Source organism: Polycladomyces zharkentensis, assembly GCF_016938855.1.
GTDB classification, from domain to species: Bacteria; Bacillota; Bacilli; order Thermoactinomycetales; family JIR-001; genus Polycladomyces; species Polycladomyces zharkentensis.
Genome location: NZ_JAFHAP010000008.1, coordinates 400186 through 415819, shown reverse-complemented (window position 1 = coordinate 415819; position 15634 = coordinate 400186). Strand labels below are relative to the sequence as shown.

At 54.1% G+C, this 15634-nt stretch carries 17 protein-coding genes, 4 tRNA genes and 1 pseudogene; 18 read left to right on the top strand and 4 right to left on the bottom strand.

What is annotated here, in order from left to right; genetic code table 11:
- Window positions 1-12: 12 nt before the first annotated feature.
- The 6 genes from JQC72_RS09315 (at window position 13) to moaA (ending at window position 5869) form a co-directional block, all read left to right on the top strand.
- The gene (locus JQC72_RS09315) at window positions 13-879 is read left to right on the top strand and encodes an AAA family ATPase (protein WP_302104661.1); all 867 of its coding nucleotides are present in this window, start codon (window positions 13-15) and stop codon (window positions 877-879) included.
- Entirely contained in the window at window positions 867-2033 is a 1167-nt protein-coding gene (locus JQC72_RS09310; RefSeq protein WP_205495004.1) for a vWA domain-containing protein, read from the top strand. The genes JQC72_RS09315 and JQC72_RS09310 overlap by 13 nt, the downstream gene beginning before the upstream one ends.
- A 400-nt stretch (window positions 2034-2433) precedes the next feature.
- Entirely contained in the window at window positions 2434-2823 is a 390-nt protein-coding gene (locus tag JQC72_RS09305) for an XdhC family protein (protein ID WP_205495003.1), read from the top strand.
- Entirely contained in the window at window positions 2820-3659 is an 840-nt protein-coding gene (locus tag JQC72_RS09300) for an XdhC family protein (protein WP_205495002.1), read from the top strand. Before JQC72_RS09305 ends, JQC72_RS09300 begins: the two co-directional genes overlap by 4 nt.
- A gap of 57 nt (window positions 3660-3716) precedes the next feature.
- A complete protein-coding gene (locus JQC72_RS09295) occupies window positions 3717-4445 on the top strand; it encodes a nucleotidyltransferase family protein (RefSeq protein ID WP_205495001.1) in 729 nt (242 codons plus the stop codon).
- A gap of 410 nt (window positions 4446-4855) precedes the next feature.
- Window positions 4856-5869, top strand: coding sequence for a GTP 3',8-cyclase MoaA (moaA, locus tag JQC72_RS09290; RefSeq protein WP_205495000.1), 1014 nt, complete (start codon window positions 4856-4858; stop codon window positions 5867-5869).
- A 139-nt stretch (window positions 5870-6008) separates the two neighbouring features.
- Here moaA and JQC72_RS09285 read toward each other — a convergent pair whose 3' ends face one another.
- A complete protein-coding gene (locus tag JQC72_RS09285) occupies window positions 6009-6506 on the bottom strand; it encodes an inorganic diphosphatase (RefSeq protein ID WP_205494999.1) in 498 nt (165 codons plus the stop codon).
- Between the two features lie 170 nt (window positions 6507-6676).
- On the opposite strand from JQC72_RS09285, the gene JQC72_RS09280 reads away from it, so the two are divergent.
- Entirely contained in the window at window positions 6677-7009 is a 333-nt protein-coding gene (locus tag JQC72_RS09280; protein WP_205494997.1) for a rhodanese-like domain-containing protein, read from the top strand.
- Window positions 7010-7049: 40 nt separating this feature from the next.
- Here the strand turns inward: JQC72_RS09280 and JQC72_RS09275 are convergent, their stop codons facing one another.
- Window positions 7050-7259, bottom strand: a complete 210-nt coding sequence (locus JQC72_RS09275; RefSeq protein WP_089968348.1) for a ferredoxin — start codon at window positions 7257-7259, stop codon at window positions 7050-7052.
- 175 nt (window positions 7260-7434) lie between these two features.
- Here JQC72_RS09275 and JQC72_RS09270 point away from each other — a divergent pair, with 175 nt between their 5' ends.
- The 7 genes from JQC72_RS09270 (at window position 7435) to JQC72_RS09240 (ending at window position 9671) form a co-directional block, all read left to right on the top strand.
- Window positions 7435-7998 (top strand): CPBP family intramembrane glutamic endopeptidase, encoded by a 564-nt coding sequence (locus JQC72_RS09270; RefSeq protein WP_205494995.1) that lies wholly within the window; start codon window positions 7435-7437, stop codon window positions 7996-7998.
- A gap of 59 nt (window positions 7999-8057) precedes the next feature.
- A complete protein-coding gene (locus JQC72_RS09265) occupies window positions 8058-8501 on the top strand; it encodes a hypothetical protein (RefSeq protein ID WP_205494994.1) in 444 nt (147 codons plus the stop codon).
- Window positions 8502-8550: 49 nt separating this feature from the next.
- Window positions 8551-8643 (top strand) — tRNA-Ser (locus JQC72_RS09260).
- A gap of 5 nt (window positions 8644-8648) precedes the next feature.
- Window positions 8649-8725, top strand: a tRNA-Met gene (locus tag JQC72_RS09255).
- Between the two features lie 6 nt (window positions 8726-8731).
- A tRNA-Trp gene (locus JQC72_RS09250) sits at window positions 8732-8805 on the top strand.
- A gap of 6 nt (window positions 8806-8811) precedes the next feature.
- Window positions 8812-8885, top strand: a tRNA-Cys gene (locus tag JQC72_RS09245).
- 198 nt (window positions 8886-9083) lie between these two features.
- Complete coding sequence (locus tag JQC72_RS09240) at window positions 9084-9671, top strand: genetic competence negative regulator (protein ID WP_205494993.1); 588 nt, start codon at window positions 9084-9086, stop codon at window positions 9669-9671.
- A 106-nt stretch (window positions 9672-9777) separates the two neighbouring features.
- Here the strand turns inward: JQC72_RS09240 and JQC72_RS09235 are convergent, their stop codons facing one another.
- Window positions 9778-10506, bottom strand: a complete 729-nt coding sequence (locus JQC72_RS09235; RefSeq protein ID WP_205494991.1) for a PIG-L deacetylase family protein — start codon at window positions 10504-10506, stop codon at window positions 9778-9780.
- 467 nt (window positions 10507-10973) lie between these two features.
- On the opposite strand from JQC72_RS09235, the gene JQC72_RS09230 reads away from it, so the two are divergent.
- Complete coding sequence (locus JQC72_RS09230) at window positions 10974-12257, top strand: Glu/Leu/Phe/Val family dehydrogenase (protein ID WP_205494989.1); 1284 nt, start codon at window positions 10974-10976, stop codon at window positions 12255-12257.
- Between the two features lie 73 nt (window positions 12258-12330).
- Window positions 12331-13311 carry a YpdA family putative bacillithiol disulfide reductase gene (locus JQC72_RS09225; RefSeq protein WP_205494987.1) on the top strand — a complete coding sequence of 327 codons (981 nt, stop codon included), beginning with the start codon at window positions 12331-12333 and terminating at the stop codon, window positions 13309-13311.
- A 22-nt stretch (window positions 13312-13333) separates the two neighbouring features.
- Here the strand turns inward: JQC72_RS09225 and JQC72_RS09220 are convergent, their stop codons facing one another.
- Window positions 13334-13630, bottom strand: a complete 297-nt coding sequence (locus JQC72_RS09220) for a hypothetical protein (protein ID WP_205494985.1) — start codon at window positions 13628-13630, stop codon at window positions 13334-13336.
- Between the two features lie 175 nt (window positions 13631-13805).
- Between JQC72_RS09220 and JQC72_RS09215 the strand changes: the two are divergent.
- A pseudogene (locus JQC72_RS09215) lies at window positions 13806-14162 on the top strand (cell wall hydrolase); the annotation flags it as partial.
- An 18-nt stretch (window positions 14163-14180) separates the two neighbouring features.
- Window positions 14181-15530, top strand: a complete 1350-nt coding sequence (gene ypeB / locus JQC72_RS09210) for a germination protein YpeB (protein ID WP_205494982.1) — start codon at window positions 14181-14183, stop codon at window positions 15528-15530.
- Window positions 15531-15634: the final 104 nt, after the last annotated feature.

Here is a 15634-nt window from a genome sequence, read left to right as displayed (position 1 = left end):
CGGAGGGAATGAATGGTGGACGATCGTGTGGAGAAGTTGCGGAAACATTTGCAGGACGCCAAATATGTGGCAGACGAAGGACTGGCCATGGTACTCTACTTGGCACAGCGTTTGAACCGGCCTCTGCTGTTGGAGGGGCCGGCCGGTGTCGGCAAAACCGAGCTGGCCAAGGCGGTGTCAGTGGTTCGCGGTGTGGAGTTGATTCGTCTGCAGTGCTATGAGGGATTGGATGCTGCACATGCATTGTATGATTGGGATTACCCTAAACAGCTGTTGTTGACCAGGGCTGCATTTTCCGGCGAGGCCGGGGGTAAGGCGCCGGACATCTACACCGACCGTTTCTTGATTGAACGGCCATTGCTGCGTGCGTTGAAGACCAAACCCGCCCCCGTTCTGTTGATCGACGAGGTGGATCGGGCGGATGAAGAATTTGAAGCGCTGTTGCTGGAGTTTCTGTCAGAGTTCCAGATCACGATTCCGGAACGGGGATCCTATCGGGCTGAAGTACCGCCGACGGTGATTCTGACATCCAATCGCACGCGTGATTTATCGGATGCGTTGCGGAGGCGCTGTCTTTACTATTGGTTGGATTATCCGAGTGTGGAGCAGGAGGCGGCGATCATTGCCCTCCATGTACCCGATGTGGCTCCAACAGTCGCCCGCCAGATAGCACGCGCGGTGCGCCGGTTGCGCAAGTGGTCGCTCCTCAAACCTCCCGGATTGGCGGAGTCGATTGATTGGGCGCGTGCTGTTGCCGAGCTGGCGGCAGGAGAGTTGGATGAATCGGTCACCCGACTGACGCTCGGGTGCCTGTTGAAGACGCAGGAAGATATGGAACTGGTTCGAGAGAAAGGACTGGCTCTGTTGTGGAACGCCTAGACCTGTCCGGACTGACGGGGATGACTGCAGCGGTAATTCGTCAGGTGCGGGAGTTTACCCCTTTTTTGCGAAAACACGGGTTTCGTGTGGGCACGCCGGAGACGTTGACCGCGCTCAGGTGCTTGACGGAGGCGGACCTGTCGATGCCGGAAGAACTCTTTTTGGCACTGCGCTCGGTCTACGCCCGATCGCCGGCCGAGTGGGCATCGTTTCCGCATCTGTTCAAGCGCCACTTTTTGAATCAGGGTACGCGACTGGAAGAAAAGAAACGGGTTCAAGCGGAGGAACGGTCCGGTAATTCGCGAAGTCCAACTGTGACGCAGGATCACCCGCCCATCTTGAGTTTTGCCATGCAACCGGGATCCAGTCCGAGTCAGGGAGAACGCTACGCCCTGCAGGCCGATCCGTCTCGGTTGCGGGCGGTATTGGCCGTCTCCAAGCGGGCTTTACGACAATTTGACAGTCCACCGGGGCGACGGTTTCGCCGTGGGGGGCGCGATCGGGTGAATCTGCGCGCGACGATGCGCGGGAGTGTTCGTTATGTGGGAGAACCGCTCCGCCTGCATTGGCAACAGTATCGTCCGGATCGGCCATCGGTTATGATTTTGATCGACATTTCCGGGTCGATGAAGGAGTATGCTCCGTTCATGACCACCCTTGCGTGGTCGTTTACGCGTCTGCGCCTGCGCTGCGAAGTGTTCGTCTTCTCGACTCGGCTCAAGCGCGTCACACATCTGGTGGCGCGCAAAGCGATTCAGGGAATCCCGGTGTCGGAACTGGCAGAACTTAAGGGCGGGACGCGCATCGGAGAAGCGCTTGAGGAGTTGCTGTACAAATACGGTGGTCTATTGCGGCGACATACTTTCGTGATCATCGCATCAGACGGGTTTGACGCCGGCCATCCCGAGCGCCTGCGCTCCGCTCTGCGGACGCTTTCTGAACGTGTCCGGCATGTGGTGTGGCTCAATCCTCTGCTCGGAGATCCTGAATACGAGCCGATCTCGAGCGGTATGTCCGCCGCAATGCCGTACATCCATCGGTTGGTCGACGTACACGACTTGGAAAGTTGGCGGCAGGCGGTGGAGGAAAGTCAGATTTTTCAACCTTCCTCCGTGCCTGTGACGCCGTTGTCTGTGCGTACACAGGATGTTTAGTGCCCCAATGATCCGGCGTTGATCATGATTCTTCATCGTTCCTGCACGTTCCCGTATGGTTCCACACTGGTACGGCTCTTCAAAGGGGACGTTCACAGGGGAGTGGAAGCTTGTCCGATCAGCGGGATCTGGCAAGTGGGAAATTGAAATCCATTGTTCTGCGAGGAAGTTGGCCGAACGGTTTCTCCATTTCACCAACGTTCTTACCCGAAAGGGGACGATGTTGGAGATGTTTCCCTCTCAACATGGATATGACGAGAAGCCGATCAGCTTGGCATGAACGTGAAGCTGTGTTTGTCGATGTTGGCTCGTTCCCGTATGGACATGTTACGGAGGCCTGTGACCCGGGCTCCTTCCAACAATTGGCTTCACGCAACCATTCCCGGAGGTGATGACGGACGTGAAAGAGAATCGGGAAATCGCTCTGGCAATGGAAGAGGGGAAGCGGGCGGGGAGAAAGATGGCACTGGCCACCGTTGTCCGCGTGAAGGGATCCGCCTATCGCCGGGAAGGCGCAAAATTGCTGATCGACGAAGAAGGTAAGATGACCGGTGTGATCTCCGGCGGTTGCTTGGAGCCGGACGTAGCGGAAGTGGCCAAACAAGTGATGGCAGACGGTAAACCGGTCCTCAAACGCTACGATTTGGATGAGGATCTCGTGTGGGGATTGGGGCTGGGCTGCCCGGGTACCGTCGACGTGTTGATTGAACCGGTTTCGTGGAGTGGGACGAACGACGCGGGTGCTCCGCCATCATTCGACGGGTTTGCGGGAAAGGAGGCATCCTCATGAGCGTACGGAAGGAAAACGAACGGCAAGATCCGGATCGCGACCCCTTTGCCGCATGGACCGAGTGCCTCAAGAAAGAGCGGGCGGCTGTTTTGAACACATTGCTGGCGTTTTCTCCTTTCCCGGGCCTTCCAACCGGGATGCGCCTCTTCGTCCCCGAGAACGGCGAACCCCTCGGAGACTTGGGCGATGAGGACTTGAACAGGTTGGTCGTCGAACGGGCACGAGAAAAACTGGAGGCCCTGTACCCCAAGTCGGAAACATGCAGATTTTCCTTGCCCGGAGGCAGGGAGGCGGAGGTTTTCGTCGACGTCAACCTCCCTCCGTCGGAACTGATGATTTTCGGTGCCGGCCATGACGCGATTCCGCTGGTAAAGTTGGCTGTCCAGGCGGGGTTCAAAACGACGGTGGTGGATCCGCGCCCGGCCTACGCCACCGAGGATCGCTTTCCGGGAGCCCGGATTATTCTGGCCGATTCGGGTTTATGGGAGGAACGCGTGATCATCGGGAGACGTACGTATGTTGTTGTGATGAACCATCACCTGGAGCGTGATCGGGTTGCCATCCGGCTTGCCTTGAATTCACCCGCTCCTTATGTGGGCGTGCTTGGGCCACGATCTCGCTGTCAACGGATGTTGGAGGCATTGGAAAAGGAAGGGGTGACCTTCGGGGAAGAGAAACTGACCCGGATGTATAATCCCGTAGGTTTGGACATTGGTGCCGAGACACCGGAGGAGGTGGCGATCAGCATTCTGTCGGAGATTCTGGCGTTTCGAAAGGGTCACGCGGGCGGGTTTTTGCGGGGAAGGGACAGCATTCACCAACCCGTCCGAAAATGAACGCGGCCGGTTTCCCTCTCTTTGTGATTCGTTCGTTATTTGGGTGGGGAGATGGTTGTGAGCAGCGGCAATTTTGAAAACCGATGCCGAAAGGTGTTGACCATGGAGACCGGTGTGTTTGCTCTGATCCTCGCTGCGGGGACATCTTCGCGAATGGGGACGCCGAAACAACTCCTCGAATGGGGAGGCATGCCGTTGTTGGAGCAAGTAATCCGGAAGACACTTGCATTCCCCTTCCCGGAGGTGGTTGCCGTGGTCGGTCACCGGGAGAAGGAGATCAGGCGATTGATCCGGATCGAGGACCATCGCTTCCGCTGGGTGGTCAACCGGGATTACGACGCCGGACAGAGCACGTCCCTTTTGTCCGGTTTGGCTAGTGGAGAAGGCCGATACCACTCGGCGATGGTGTTTTTGGGCGATCAACCCCTGATTGCGGAAGAAACAATCCGGCAAATCTTTGAAAGCAGCCTCAAACAGCTTCACACCTTTCAAGAGTCCGAACCCATCGTCGTCCGGCCCTGCTTCCGGGGTATTCCCGGTCATCCGGTTTTTTTGGGGAATGTCCGGTCGATGAATTTGGCGGGGCTGAAGGGGGATTGCGGGGCGAAGGAAGTGCTTCGCACTGTACGGAACCGGACGATTCTGCCAGTGGAAGATCCAGGTGTCGTGCTGGATATCGACACTCCTCAGGCTTATAAGAGCGCCTTGCGGCTTGCCTTCCGTCCGCGTGACAGAAGCTCGAATGTGATTCGTGGGAAACACGGTGATCGCATGGGAACAGAGTGAACCAAAATTTTGGATTCAGCCGTCATCTCCCCGTTTCATTTGCTGCTCTTAATGTTTCCGGATGAGCGGCGTACCTGTTACCGCTACGCTGGTTACCTCTCGTTCTCATGATTTACGCAGTGGGAGTCTTCGCCACCGGAAACTTCCACCGTGACCTACCGTAATCCTGACCGGATGAGCTGCGAACGAAGGAAATTCCCCTGACAAAACCGTCTTTCACCCTACGATTGAAACGAGGGCTTTCAGTTGGCAATTTCCAGTATTCGAACAAAAAGCTGACAAGCCCCTCGCAAAACGAATCGGTCCGGAATCAAAGATTTATTATCCATTCTTCCGCCATCTCGGTAAAATGAAGAGAAGGAGAGAGACGAGAAGTCTGCTTCGAAGGCGGGAGGGAGGAACGTGAGACGATGACCGGAATCAAGGACACGTTGGGCCGTCCGCTTCGGGATTTGCGCATTTCCGTGACGGACCGTTGCAATTTTCGTTGCCGCTACTGTATGCCTGAAGAAGTGTTTGGTCCTGATTACAAGTTTCTTCCGCGGGAGGTTCTCCTCCGCTTTGAGGAAATCACCCGTCTGGTGCGGATCTTTGCCAGGCTGGGCGTGGAAAAGATCCGGATCACCGGAGGCGAGCCTCTGCTCAGAAACGGGTTGCCCGATCTGATCCGGATGCTGTCCGGTGTGGAGGGGATTCGGGACATTGCCCTGACGACTAACGGCTCTTTACTCGCCAAACAGGCCCGCGCCCTCAAGGAAGCCGGACTGAAGCGGGTCAACGTCAGCTTGGACGCGCTGGATGACAAAATCTTTGCCGAAATCAACGGGGGGCGTTCCGATGTCCGATCAGTGTTGGAGGGGATCGAGGCAGCCAGTCGTGCCGGGCTGAGGGTGAAGGTCAACATGGTTGTCCAGAAGGGGGTCAATGACGGGCAGATCATCCCCATGGCCCGCTATTTTCGCGGAACGGGGCACATCCTGCGCTTCATCGAATTCATGGACGTGGGCAACAGCAACGGGTGGAACCTGGACCAAGTGGTGTCCAAAAGGGAGATCATCGAGCGGATTCACAGGGAAATGCCCTTGGAACCGGCGGAACCCAACTATTACGGTGAGGTCGCCTCCCGCTATCGTTACCGGGGAACAGAGGAGGAGATCGGGGTGATCTCCTCGGTGACCGAATCTTTCTGTTCCACTTGCACCCGGGCGCGACTGTCCGCAGACGGACGGCTGTACACCTGCCTGTTCGCTTCCGAGGGATACGACCTCCGCGGCCCGTTGCGCGCGGGGGAGAGCGACGACGAACTGGAAGCACGCATTCGCGAAGTCTGGAACCAACGACGGGACCGTTATTCTGACGAGCGATTGAAAAACACCCGGATACGTGACCGCAAAAAGGTGGAAATGTCTTATATAGGCGGTTGAAAACAATCTATGGCACATTCGGGAGAGTGGATCCGGAAGAACCTTTTCATTGCACGGTTTCGGTTCGTTGGCAGGTGGCAGTGCCCTGAATCGTTTAACTGAAACTACAAAAAACCCCGGCAAAAGCCGGGGTTTTACATTACTTCTGCTCTTGATAGCGTTTGAGGCAGGCTTGGTACAGGTCTGCTGCAAATTGGGCATCCTTCCAGCCTTCGATTTTGGTCTCTTTATTCTCCAGATCCTTGTATACTTGGAAGAAGTGCTCGATTTCTTTCAACACGTGCGGTGCGACGTCATCCAGGGATTTTACGTTGTCCCAGCGCGGGTCGTCCGCAGGCACCGCCAACAGTTTCTCATCTTGGCCTTTATCGTCGGACATCAGCAGAACGCCGATCACGCGCGAGCGGATGACGCATCCCGGGAAGGTGGGGAAGGTGGTCAATACCAAGATATCCAACGGATCGCCGTCTTCGGCCAAGGTGGATTCCAGATAACCGTATTCGGTCGGGTAATGCATCGGGGAGTACAACACACGATCCAGACGGAACACGCCTTTTTCCTTGTCGTATTCGTATTTGTTTTGACTGCCGGTCGGAATTTCGATAAATGCATCCACGATCAATTCTTGTTGTGCCATGTCTCGTTTATCCTCCTTATGTACGGATGTTTCCATCGAACGGGACCATCGGAATTGTCAGTCTCGCTCTACCCACCATTGTAGTCGGATTGGCGTGCCGAAGCAAATCCGTTTTGGTTGAAATCTTTGTGGTACAATGGATGGGAGAATGAAAGAAAAGAGGCGTTGGGATGGATTCTCAGGAGCAGTATCATATTTCGCCGAAAGTGTTCGCCCGTCAGTACCGGAGAGGAGAACTGGGGGACGGGATTATCCTGGATGTACGTGAACCTGAGGAATGGGAAGCGGATCATCTGGACGGTGCGATTTTGATCCCTCTGCATCATCTTCCCAATCGGTTGCACGAGCTGGATCGGGACAAAACGGTGTATGTGCTTTGCGCCCATGGCATCCGCAGCATCTATGCCGCCAATTTCCTGCTCAACCAGGGATTTCGTCGCGTTGTCAACGTGGATGACGGGTTGGCGGCGGTTCGCCTGTATCTGGATGCTGACGCTGATTGACCTGAAAAAAGCTGCTCGATCAGAGCAGCTTTTCGTCGGTTTATTCTTCCACTTTGATGGAGTCCGTGGGGCAACCTTCTTGTGCGTCACGCACGTCGTCCCACAGCTCTTCCGGAACGTCGGCCGTACCGGTATTGTCGTCCAGGATCACGTAAGCGATACCGTCTTCGTCGTAGTCATACACGTCAGGGGCGGTGGCGCCGCAAGCACCACAAGCAATGCAAGTGTCTTTGTCTACCCAAGTACGCATGTAAAAAATCTCCTCCCATATAGTCCCCAATTGAACCTAATCTGTTTTGAACCTAATCTGTTTCACACCTCATTTTAGAACGAGTTGTATAGAATTGCAAGTCGATGAACGAAAACAGGCGAACAACCATGAATTTTGCCGATTGTTGGGAATGTAAGACATTAAGGGGTGAAACATGTTGCAGGCCAATCAAAAAGACGACTCCCGCAGGCTGTTGTTCCATCTTTATGCGTCACAAGCCATATTGATGCTGACAGGCTTTCTCCTCCTGCAATGGATGGATGGAGGATGGCATCGCCTGTTTTACTGGCAAGATCCCGTTCTGTGGTGGAGCGGACTGGGATTTGGCCTGTTGGTGGTAGCGGTGGACATTGTGTTGACGAGGATGGCTCCCGCTCATTGGTGGGATGACGGTGGGATCAACCGGTTGTTGTTTCAAGGACGCTCCCCCGTACACATTGTGTGGATCGCTTGTCTGGTAGCGGTGGCGGAGGAGTTGTTGTTTCGCGGTGCATTACAATCTTTGATCGGGCTGTGGGGTTCCTGTCTGTTGTTCACGCTGGTGCATTTTCGCTATTGGAAACGAATTCCGTTGATGTTGTTGGTGTTTGCAGTCAGTCTGGGCTTCGGCATGTTGGTCGAATGGAGCGGATCACTGGTTCCCGCAATCATCGCCCATTTTGTCATTGATTGTATCACCGGCATTCGAATTCATTTGGATTGGGATCGTCTTCAATGAAGTGTTATTCCGCAATCCCCTTCGCGATATACATGGAAAAAGACGGAGGGGTGACACGGATGCGCTTGCGGGGATGGATGGAGTTGGCCGGTGTAATCGGTTGGTGGTGGGTGACAGTGCGGTTGTTTCCGGATGATTGGCAGGGATGGCGACGATATTTATCATGGCCTTATTGGGTTTTTTTGGCCAGTTTTCTGCCTTGTTCGTTTGTGGTGGCTCGATGGGGCATCCGCTCCTTCGTCCGGATGTGGGAGTGGCCGTTTCCGTGGAGCCACCCCCTGCGCCGTCTTGAGTTGATTCGCTGTGCGACCGGGATCGGATTGGGATGGTACGGGATCTCTCAATTGGGCGGGCATGCCGTAACGGTTTTGGTGCTGTTCGGGGTGCGGGAAGGGTGGCTCCTCTATCGAAAGTGGCGCGCGCTCGGGTGGGGGAAATATACGGCTGCCTCAGCGCGGGACGCGAGGAACGGGTTCTCCGATACCACCTCAAATCCCCCTTGACACAGTGGGACAATCATACTAAGATAAAAATTGTCACATCAAATGAAGCGGAGAGATACCCAAGTGGCCGAAGGGGACGGTTTGCTAAACCGTTAGGGGGCCGAATGGCCCCGCGCGGGTTCGAATCCCGCTCTCTCCGCCATGTGTGGCGGCGTAGCTCAGTTGGCTAGAGCGTACGGTTCATACCCGTGAGGTCGGGGGTTCGAGGCCCTCCGCCGCTACCATCACGCAGGGGCGTAGTTTAATGGTAGAACGGAGGTCTCCAAAACCTCTAGTGTGGGTTCGATTCCTACCGCCCCTGCCAAAACGTGGGGGCATAGCCAAGTGGTAAGGCACGGGACTGCAAATCCCTTATCCCCGGTTCGATTCCGGGTGCCCCCTCCATTCTATTGGAATGAGGATCGACGATAACCCGTCAAAGGGGTTCTTTTTTTATTTGCAACAGGATGTTCAGGTGCATTCCCCGCCCATATGATGTATCATGTAATTAAAGAGAGAAATTGGAGACCTGTTTGCGTAACGAAACGCAATTCACCCTCATACGCTGTATGGAGCAGGTCTCCAGCGAGGGAGGGTAAACCCATGCGCGTCGAGCGTTTAGGGCGAGACAAGGTCCGCTTCTACTTATCCATGGACGATCTACTAGATCGCGGGATCAACAAAGAGGACATGTGGCGAGATATCCCCAAGGTGCACGAACTGTTCAATGACATGATGGAACAGGCGTATCAGGAGCTGGGGTTTGAGATTGCGGGGCCTGTGGCGGTAGAAGTGTTTGCCCTTCCGACGCAGGGGATGGTGGTCGTAGTCACCCGCGGTCGTACCCCTGAGCCCGAGGACGATCTCGATGACGACATGTATGAGTTGGAAGTGACGCTGGAGGAAAGTGAGCAGATCATTTTCCGCTTTTCGGATTTCGAAGATCTCGTTCAGGCGGCGATCCGCTTGCGGTCTTTGATTCGCGGGGGCGGCAAGGTGTACGCTTACCAGAATCAATACTTCCTCGTGTTTGACGAAGAAATCCAAACGGATTATCTGCAAGCCGTCATCGCCATTTTGACTGAATTCGGAGAACCTTCCACGCTGACCGAACATATGTTGGCCGAATACGGTAAAGCGGTAATGACGAACCATGCGATCGATCAATTGATCCGCTATTTTGGCCAATAAGCGTACGCATCGGTCCGGTGCGTATGTTTGATGGATACACGTAAGGGGCTGACTCCCTGTGTGAAAGGGAAGTCGGCCCCTGCTTTTTTCCACGGTCGGTAAACCTTTATCCCCACCAATCCGTTTCTTTCAAATCCGGTTGCAACAGCCATCGGCCGTTCTGCATTGCCAGCTGATAATATTCCGTTGTGCGCAGTCGTTGCCACTCTCCAGCCAACACTCCCGGAAACACGCGTTCGATGGACAAGTGCTGGGTGCGATGTTGGCGCAATGCTTCCATGATCGCCTGCCGATGGGCTGTCACATCAACCGAGGTGGTGACATCATCGTCGGGTGTGGTGTAAATGGCTCCCGCATCAGGTGCTGTTGATCGGGGTATGACCACATAGTACAATTTGAAATTCCAGCGGTTTTTTGCCTCATCACAGGCTTGCACAACAGCTTGGTGCAATGCGCGGTGGTCGGCATGGCCAGAGATGCCATCAGGCGGGAAGGTGACGATGACGTCGGGGCGTACTTTCTCCATCACCTGTAAAATGTCCTTGGTCAATTCCTCCCTGGGCAAGCGGGACAACTTCCCGTCGCCGAAATTCCGCTGGATGACCATGTGGATTCCGAGGATTTTCGCTGCACGTGCCAATTCCCTTTCGCGCACATCACCCAACTCTTCGGGACGGCATAAAGGAGGGTCCCCCACCTTGCCAGCTTCGCCCCGCGTGGCGCAATACAGGATGATTCTTACACCGGGATCATGGGCATATTTGGCGATGGTCCCGCCGCAAGTAAACGTTTCATCATCGGGATGAGCAAATAGGAGCAACGCAGTTCGCGTCATAAGGTTCGATCCTTTCCTTTCAAGGAGATCCGGATGCCGGTGATATTCAGTCACGATTTTCCCCTGTTCCCTGTAATCGTTCCCCAAAATCGATTTTGCGCTTCTTTCAAAAATAGGTCAACCCGTATATTCTTGCGTTCTGCGTTTGTTTTTCCGGTTCACCCCGCCGGAAGCAATACATGTCCGCTTCGAAACGGACCGCAGGCGGTGAGCAGTATCTCCCAAAAAAACCGCGTTTCCCCTCGTGGGTGATCCACCGCTGTCCCCTGCATATTCATTCATTAGGAATGGAATTTCATTTTTTTTGAAATGGCTTTTTGTCTCCCTTCATTGATTCGTCAAGACAAATGGTGTTTCTTCAATAGGGGATGTGTTGTATACTGTGTAAGGACGACCCCATGTTTTTTTGAAAAAAAGTGTATACTGAGCATTGGATTGATGGGAACTTTCTTTTGAGGTGGTAAGGGATGGGACAACAGTCTGAGAGGACCAACGAATCCGTGGAACCGAAAGAAAACCTCGACGTACTCGCATCCACGCAGGTCGTGATCAAGCAGGCGCTGGAGAAGCTGGGTTATCCGGAGCATGTCTACGAACTGTTGAAGGAGCCTTTGCGCGTGTTGACGGTCCGAATCCCGGTGCGGATGGACGATGGTTCCGTCAAGGTGTTTACAGGCTACCGCGCACAGCACAATGACGCAGTCGGTCCGACAAAGGGCGGTGTGCGCTTTCATCCGGATGTAACGGAAAATGAAGTGAAAGCGCTTTCGATTTGGATGAGTTTGAAAGCGGGAATCGTCGATTTGCCGTACGGCGGCGGGAAAGGCGGGATCGTCTGCGATCCGCGGCAGATGTCCTTCCGCGAATTGGAACGGCTTTCACGCGGCTATGTTCGGGCGATCAGCCAAATTGTGGGTCCGACCAAAGATATTCCCGCGCCGGATGTATTTACCAACTCACAGATCATGGCGTGGATGATGGATGAATACAGCCGAATTCGCGAATTTGACTCCCCCGGATTCATCACCGGCAAACCGCTCGTGCTGGGCGGGTCCCGGGGCAGGGAGACGGCTACGGCCAAAGGTGTGACGATCATGATCCGCGAAGCGGCCAAGAAGCGCAACCTGGACATCAAAGGCGCCAGGGTTGTAATCCAGGGCTTTGGCAATGCCGGCAGCTTCCTCGCGAAGTTCATGAGTGATGCGGGGGCCAAGATTATCGGCATTTCCGACGCCTACGGCGGTTTGTATGATGAAAACGGATTGGATATCGACTATCTTCTCGATCGACGCGACTCGTTCGGAACGGTAACCAAGCTGTTCAAAGATACGATCACCAACCAGGAACTGCTCGAGTTGGATTGCGACATTTTGGTACCGGCAGCGGTGGAAAACCAAATTACAGCATCCAATGCGCATCGCATCCGTGCCAACATTGTCGTTGAAGCGGCCAACGGCCCGACCACCTTGGAGGCGACACGCATTCTGCACGAGCGGGGGATTTTGCTCGTCCCTGACGTGTTGGCCAGTGCAGGTGGCGTGACGGTTTCGTATTTCGAATGGGTACAGAACAATCAGGGTTATTATTGGTCCGAAGAAGAAGTGGAGCGGAAACTGGAAGAAATCATGGTCAAAGCATTTGAAAACGTCTATCATACAGCACAATCCCGCAACGTGGACATGCGCCTTGCCGCTTACATGGTGGGCGTGCGAAAAATGGCCGAAGCCTCCCGTTTCCGCGGTTGGGTATAATAAAATAATAAAGAAATGCTGAATAGAAAACACCCTGTCTCAGGGTGTTTTCATCGTCAGGGGTGGTGAAGCAATGGAAGATCTGATCATCATCGGAGCGGGACCGTGTGGATTATCCGTTGCGGTGGAAGCGAAAAACCGGGGGCTTTCCCCGTTGGTGATTGAAAAAGGATGCTTGGTCAATTCGATTTATCATTTTCCCACACACATGACCTTTTTCAGTACCCCGGAATTGCTGGAGATCGGGGATGTGCCGTTCGTGACCGCCCGTGAAAAGCCGACCCGTCACGAGGCGTTGGTATATTATCGCACGGTAGCGGAAAAATATGATTTACGCATCCGTACGTACGAAAAAGTGGTGCGCGTGGAGAAAGACGACGACGGCGTTTTTGACGTACAGACGGAGAAAAACGGTCGATCCCTTCAGTATCGAACCCGTCACGTCGTCATTGCCACCGGTTATTATGACAATCCCAATTTGATGGGGATTCCCGGAGAAGATCTGCCCAAAGTACATCATTATTTTGAGGAAGGACATCCGTTTTCGGGATTGGAAGTGCTGGTGGTCGGAGGGAAAAATTCGGCGGTGATCGCCGCGTTGGAACTCTATCGGGCCGGGGCAAAGGTGACGATGTCCTATCGCCGATCGGCGTTTACCGACAGTGTCAAAGCCTGGTTGAAGCCGGTAATCGAAAGCGCGATCCGCAAAGGCTGGATCCATATGTATTGGAACAGCGAAGTACGGGAAATCAAACCGGATACCGTCGTTCTGGAGCAGGAGGGGCGGCGGTTGGAAATTGCCAATGATGCGGTATTCGCCATGACCGGATACCGACCGGACCGTTCCCTGATGGAAACATTGGGGGTGACGTTCGATCCAAAGACGGGGGAACCGACCCATGATCCCGACACAATGGAAACCGACGTGCCGGGTCTTTATATTGCCGGAGTCATTGCGGCGGGACATGACGCCAACAAAATCTTCATCGAAAACGGACGCTTTCATGGAGAAAAAATTGCCGAACACATAACGCGTAAGGTATCCGTATCGTAGGTGACGGATTTGGGTAAAATGATCATACACGTTGGGAACGGATCAGGGTGAGCGGCATATGAACAAAGACAAGTACTGGGTGCGGATTCGTTGCAAGCGTTGCGGAGAGCGGTTCGTACTGAAAGGACGTATGCGAAAAGGACAAATTGAAACAGGTTTCAAGCAATGTTTGTGCGATAATCAAACCGATTTTGACATCCATACCGAGCGATGCTGAAACAGTGACATGCTTCGCTTGGACGTTTCCGAAAGACAGTGTCTCACCGCAAGGCACTGTCAGCCAGTGACAGCCGGTTGAAACCGGCTTTTTTTGTTGCATAAAGGGGGAATCTTTGGCCCAGACTACCTCCAAAGGCAATATCATGGAGGGGGAAAGCATGAAGCGGAAGTTTCCGGTGCGCGTTTTACTCCTGGTCAGCTGTTTCACCCTCGTGTTCTGTCTCACCGGTTCTCTTGACACTTCCGCCGCCCGTGTGGGCAAATACAGCGGAAAGTTTTCTGCGAATGATATCCAGTTGATGGCCAATGCGATTTACGGGGAAGCAAGAGGAGAGCCGTATATCGGGCAGGTCGCCATCGGCGCCGTCATTCTGAATCGGGTGGCGTCACCCAAGTTTCCCAACAGTATCCCGGGTGTCATCTTTGAGCCGGGAGCGTTTACGGCGGTATCGGACGGTCAGATTTGGTTGACACCCGACGCGACCGCCAAAAAAGCGGCGATGGACGCGATCAATGGTTGGGATCCCGTGTCAGGATGTTTGTACTATTTCAATCCGGCTACCGCCACATCCAAATGGATCTGGAATCGTCCGCAGGTCAAACGGATCGGCAAACATATTTTCTGTCGTTGAAGAGGGAGGAATCATGACGTGTACAGACGCATAGCCGCGATACTGTTTCCCATTGCCGTGATCGCGCTGATCGGTACGGTGGTGTGGGGTTATCAAGAGAACCAGGATAAGAATGCAGTGCTGATCAAAGCGGAAAACCAGTATCAGCGAGCGTTTCACGAGCTGAATTTTCACTTGGATCAATTGCAGGATGAGTTGGGCAAAACGTTGGTTTTACAAACGCGGCCATCCATGGTCAACTGCTTGACCAATGTCTGGCGGCTCACTTATGCTGCGCAGAGCGATCTTTCCCAATTGCCGCTGACATTGATGCCATTTAACAAGACAGAGGAATTTTTGTCCAAGATGGGCGATTTCAGTTTTCGCGTCGGATTGAGGGACCTTGATAAACAACCGTTGACGGACAAAGAATGGGGCACGCTGCGGTCATTGTACGAACGGGCGAGTCAGGTGCAGACAGAATTGCAGAAAGTGCAGTCCCAGGTGTTGTCGCGCAATTTGCGTTGGATGGATGTGGAACTGGCGCTGGCCACGGAAGGGAAAAAGATGGACACGACCATCATTGACGGGTTCCGCAAAGTGGACAATACGATGGACGCTTATTCCGAAGTGGATTGGGGACCCACCATTCACAACCAGGAAGCCAGGAAAAAACAACAATATGTGCGGCTTCCCGGAAAGCCGGCAACGGTGCAGGAAGTAAAAAACAAACTGGCGTTTGTGCTGGGTCGGCCTTCCACGCGGGGCATCGTGGTGACGGAAAACCGCAAAGGGGACTTTCAAACGTACTCCGCCCGGTTGAAGCGGGAGGACGGTTATGTGGTTTATGCGGACTTCACCAAAAAGGGCGGCTATCTGGTATGGTTGATGTTCGACAGACCGGTTGAGCGGCAACGGTTGTCAATCGGGGAAGCGCAGCAGCGTGCATCGCGGTTTTTAAACCGGCTGGGCTATCCAACGATGCGGGCCGTTTCGTATGATTCCTCGCAACGGACAGCGACGTTTACGTTTGTTCACCAAGAACGGGGAGTGTTGATCTATCCGGAAACCGTCACGGTGAAGGTGGCGCTGGACAATGGAGAGATCATGGCGCTGCAGGCCAATGATTACGTGTTCAATCATCCCGTGATGAAATCGCTTCACCGTCCCCGCCTGTCTGCGAAACAGGCAGAAAAGGCGGTCAATCCCCGGCTCAATCTGGAGAAGAGCAATCTGGCTGTCATCTACGGTGAAGACGGCAATCCCGTCCTGTGCTACGAGTTTGTCGGTTGGCTGGGAGATGACCAGTACCGCATCTTCATCAATGCGGACAACGGACGGGAAGAATTTGTGGATAAGGTGAAAAAGGCGGATACGACATCGTTGTAACGACAGCCGAAGTGCGGGGCGGCATGTCTGCCTTTGCAGGGTGAAGGCCGAGCAAGCCGGAAGGAGAACGCGAAATTTTAAACGGGACCGTTTATCCCGTGAAA

Excerpts from the sequence above, each read along its gene's own strand:
- JQC72_RS09285 (WP_205494999.1), bottom strand. The coding sequence starts at position 6,506 with ATGGCACAACAAGAATTGATCGTGGATGCATTTATCGAAATTCCGACC.
- JQC72_RS09240 (WP_205494993.1), top strand. The coding sequence starts at position 9,084 with ATGCGCGTCGAGCGTTTAGGGCGAGACAAGGTCCGCTTCTACTTATCC.
- JQC72_RS09230 (WP_205494989.1), top strand. The coding sequence starts at position 10,974 with ATGGGACAACAGTCTGAGAGGACCAACGAATCCGTGGAACCGAAAGAA.
- moaA (WP_205495000.1), top strand. The coding sequence starts at position 4,856 with ATGACCGGAATCAAGGACACGTTGGGCCGTCCGCTTCGGGATTTGCGC.
- JQC72_RS09225 (WP_205494987.1), top strand. The coding sequence starts at position 12,331 with ATGGAAGATCTGATCATCATCGGAGCGGGACCGTGTGGATTATCCGTT.
- JQC72_RS09265 (WP_205494994.1), top strand. The coding sequence starts at position 8,058 with ATGCGCTTGCGGGGATGGATGGAGTTGGCCGGTGTAATCGGTTGGTGG.
- JQC72_RS09275 (WP_089968348.1), bottom strand. The coding sequence starts at position 7,259 with ATGCGTACTTGGGTAGACAAAGACACTTGCATTGCTTGTGGTGCTTGC.
- JQC72_RS09300 (WP_205495002.1), top strand. The coding sequence starts at position 2,820 with ATGAGCGTACGGAAGGAAAACGAACGGCAAGATCCGGATCGCGACCCC.
- JQC72_RS09270 (WP_205494995.1), top strand. The coding sequence starts at position 7,435 with ATGTTGCAGGCCAATCAAAAAGACGACTCCCGCAGGCTGTTGTTCCAT.
- JQC72_RS09220 (WP_205494985.1), bottom strand. The coding sequence starts at position 13,630 with ATGCAACAAAAAAAGCCGGTTTCAACCGGCTGTCACTGGCTGACAGTG.
- JQC72_RS09280 (WP_205494997.1), top strand. The coding sequence starts at position 6,677 with ATGGATTCTCAGGAGCAGTATCATATTTCGCCGAAAGTGTTCGCCCGT.
- JQC72_RS09235 (WP_205494991.1), bottom strand. The coding sequence starts at position 10,506 with ATGACGCGAACTGCGTTGCTCCTATTTGCTCATCCCGATGATGAAACG.
- JQC72_RS09315 (WP_302104661.1), top strand. The coding sequence starts at position 13 with ATGGTGGACGATCGTGTGGAGAAGTTGCGGAAACATTTGCAGGACGCC.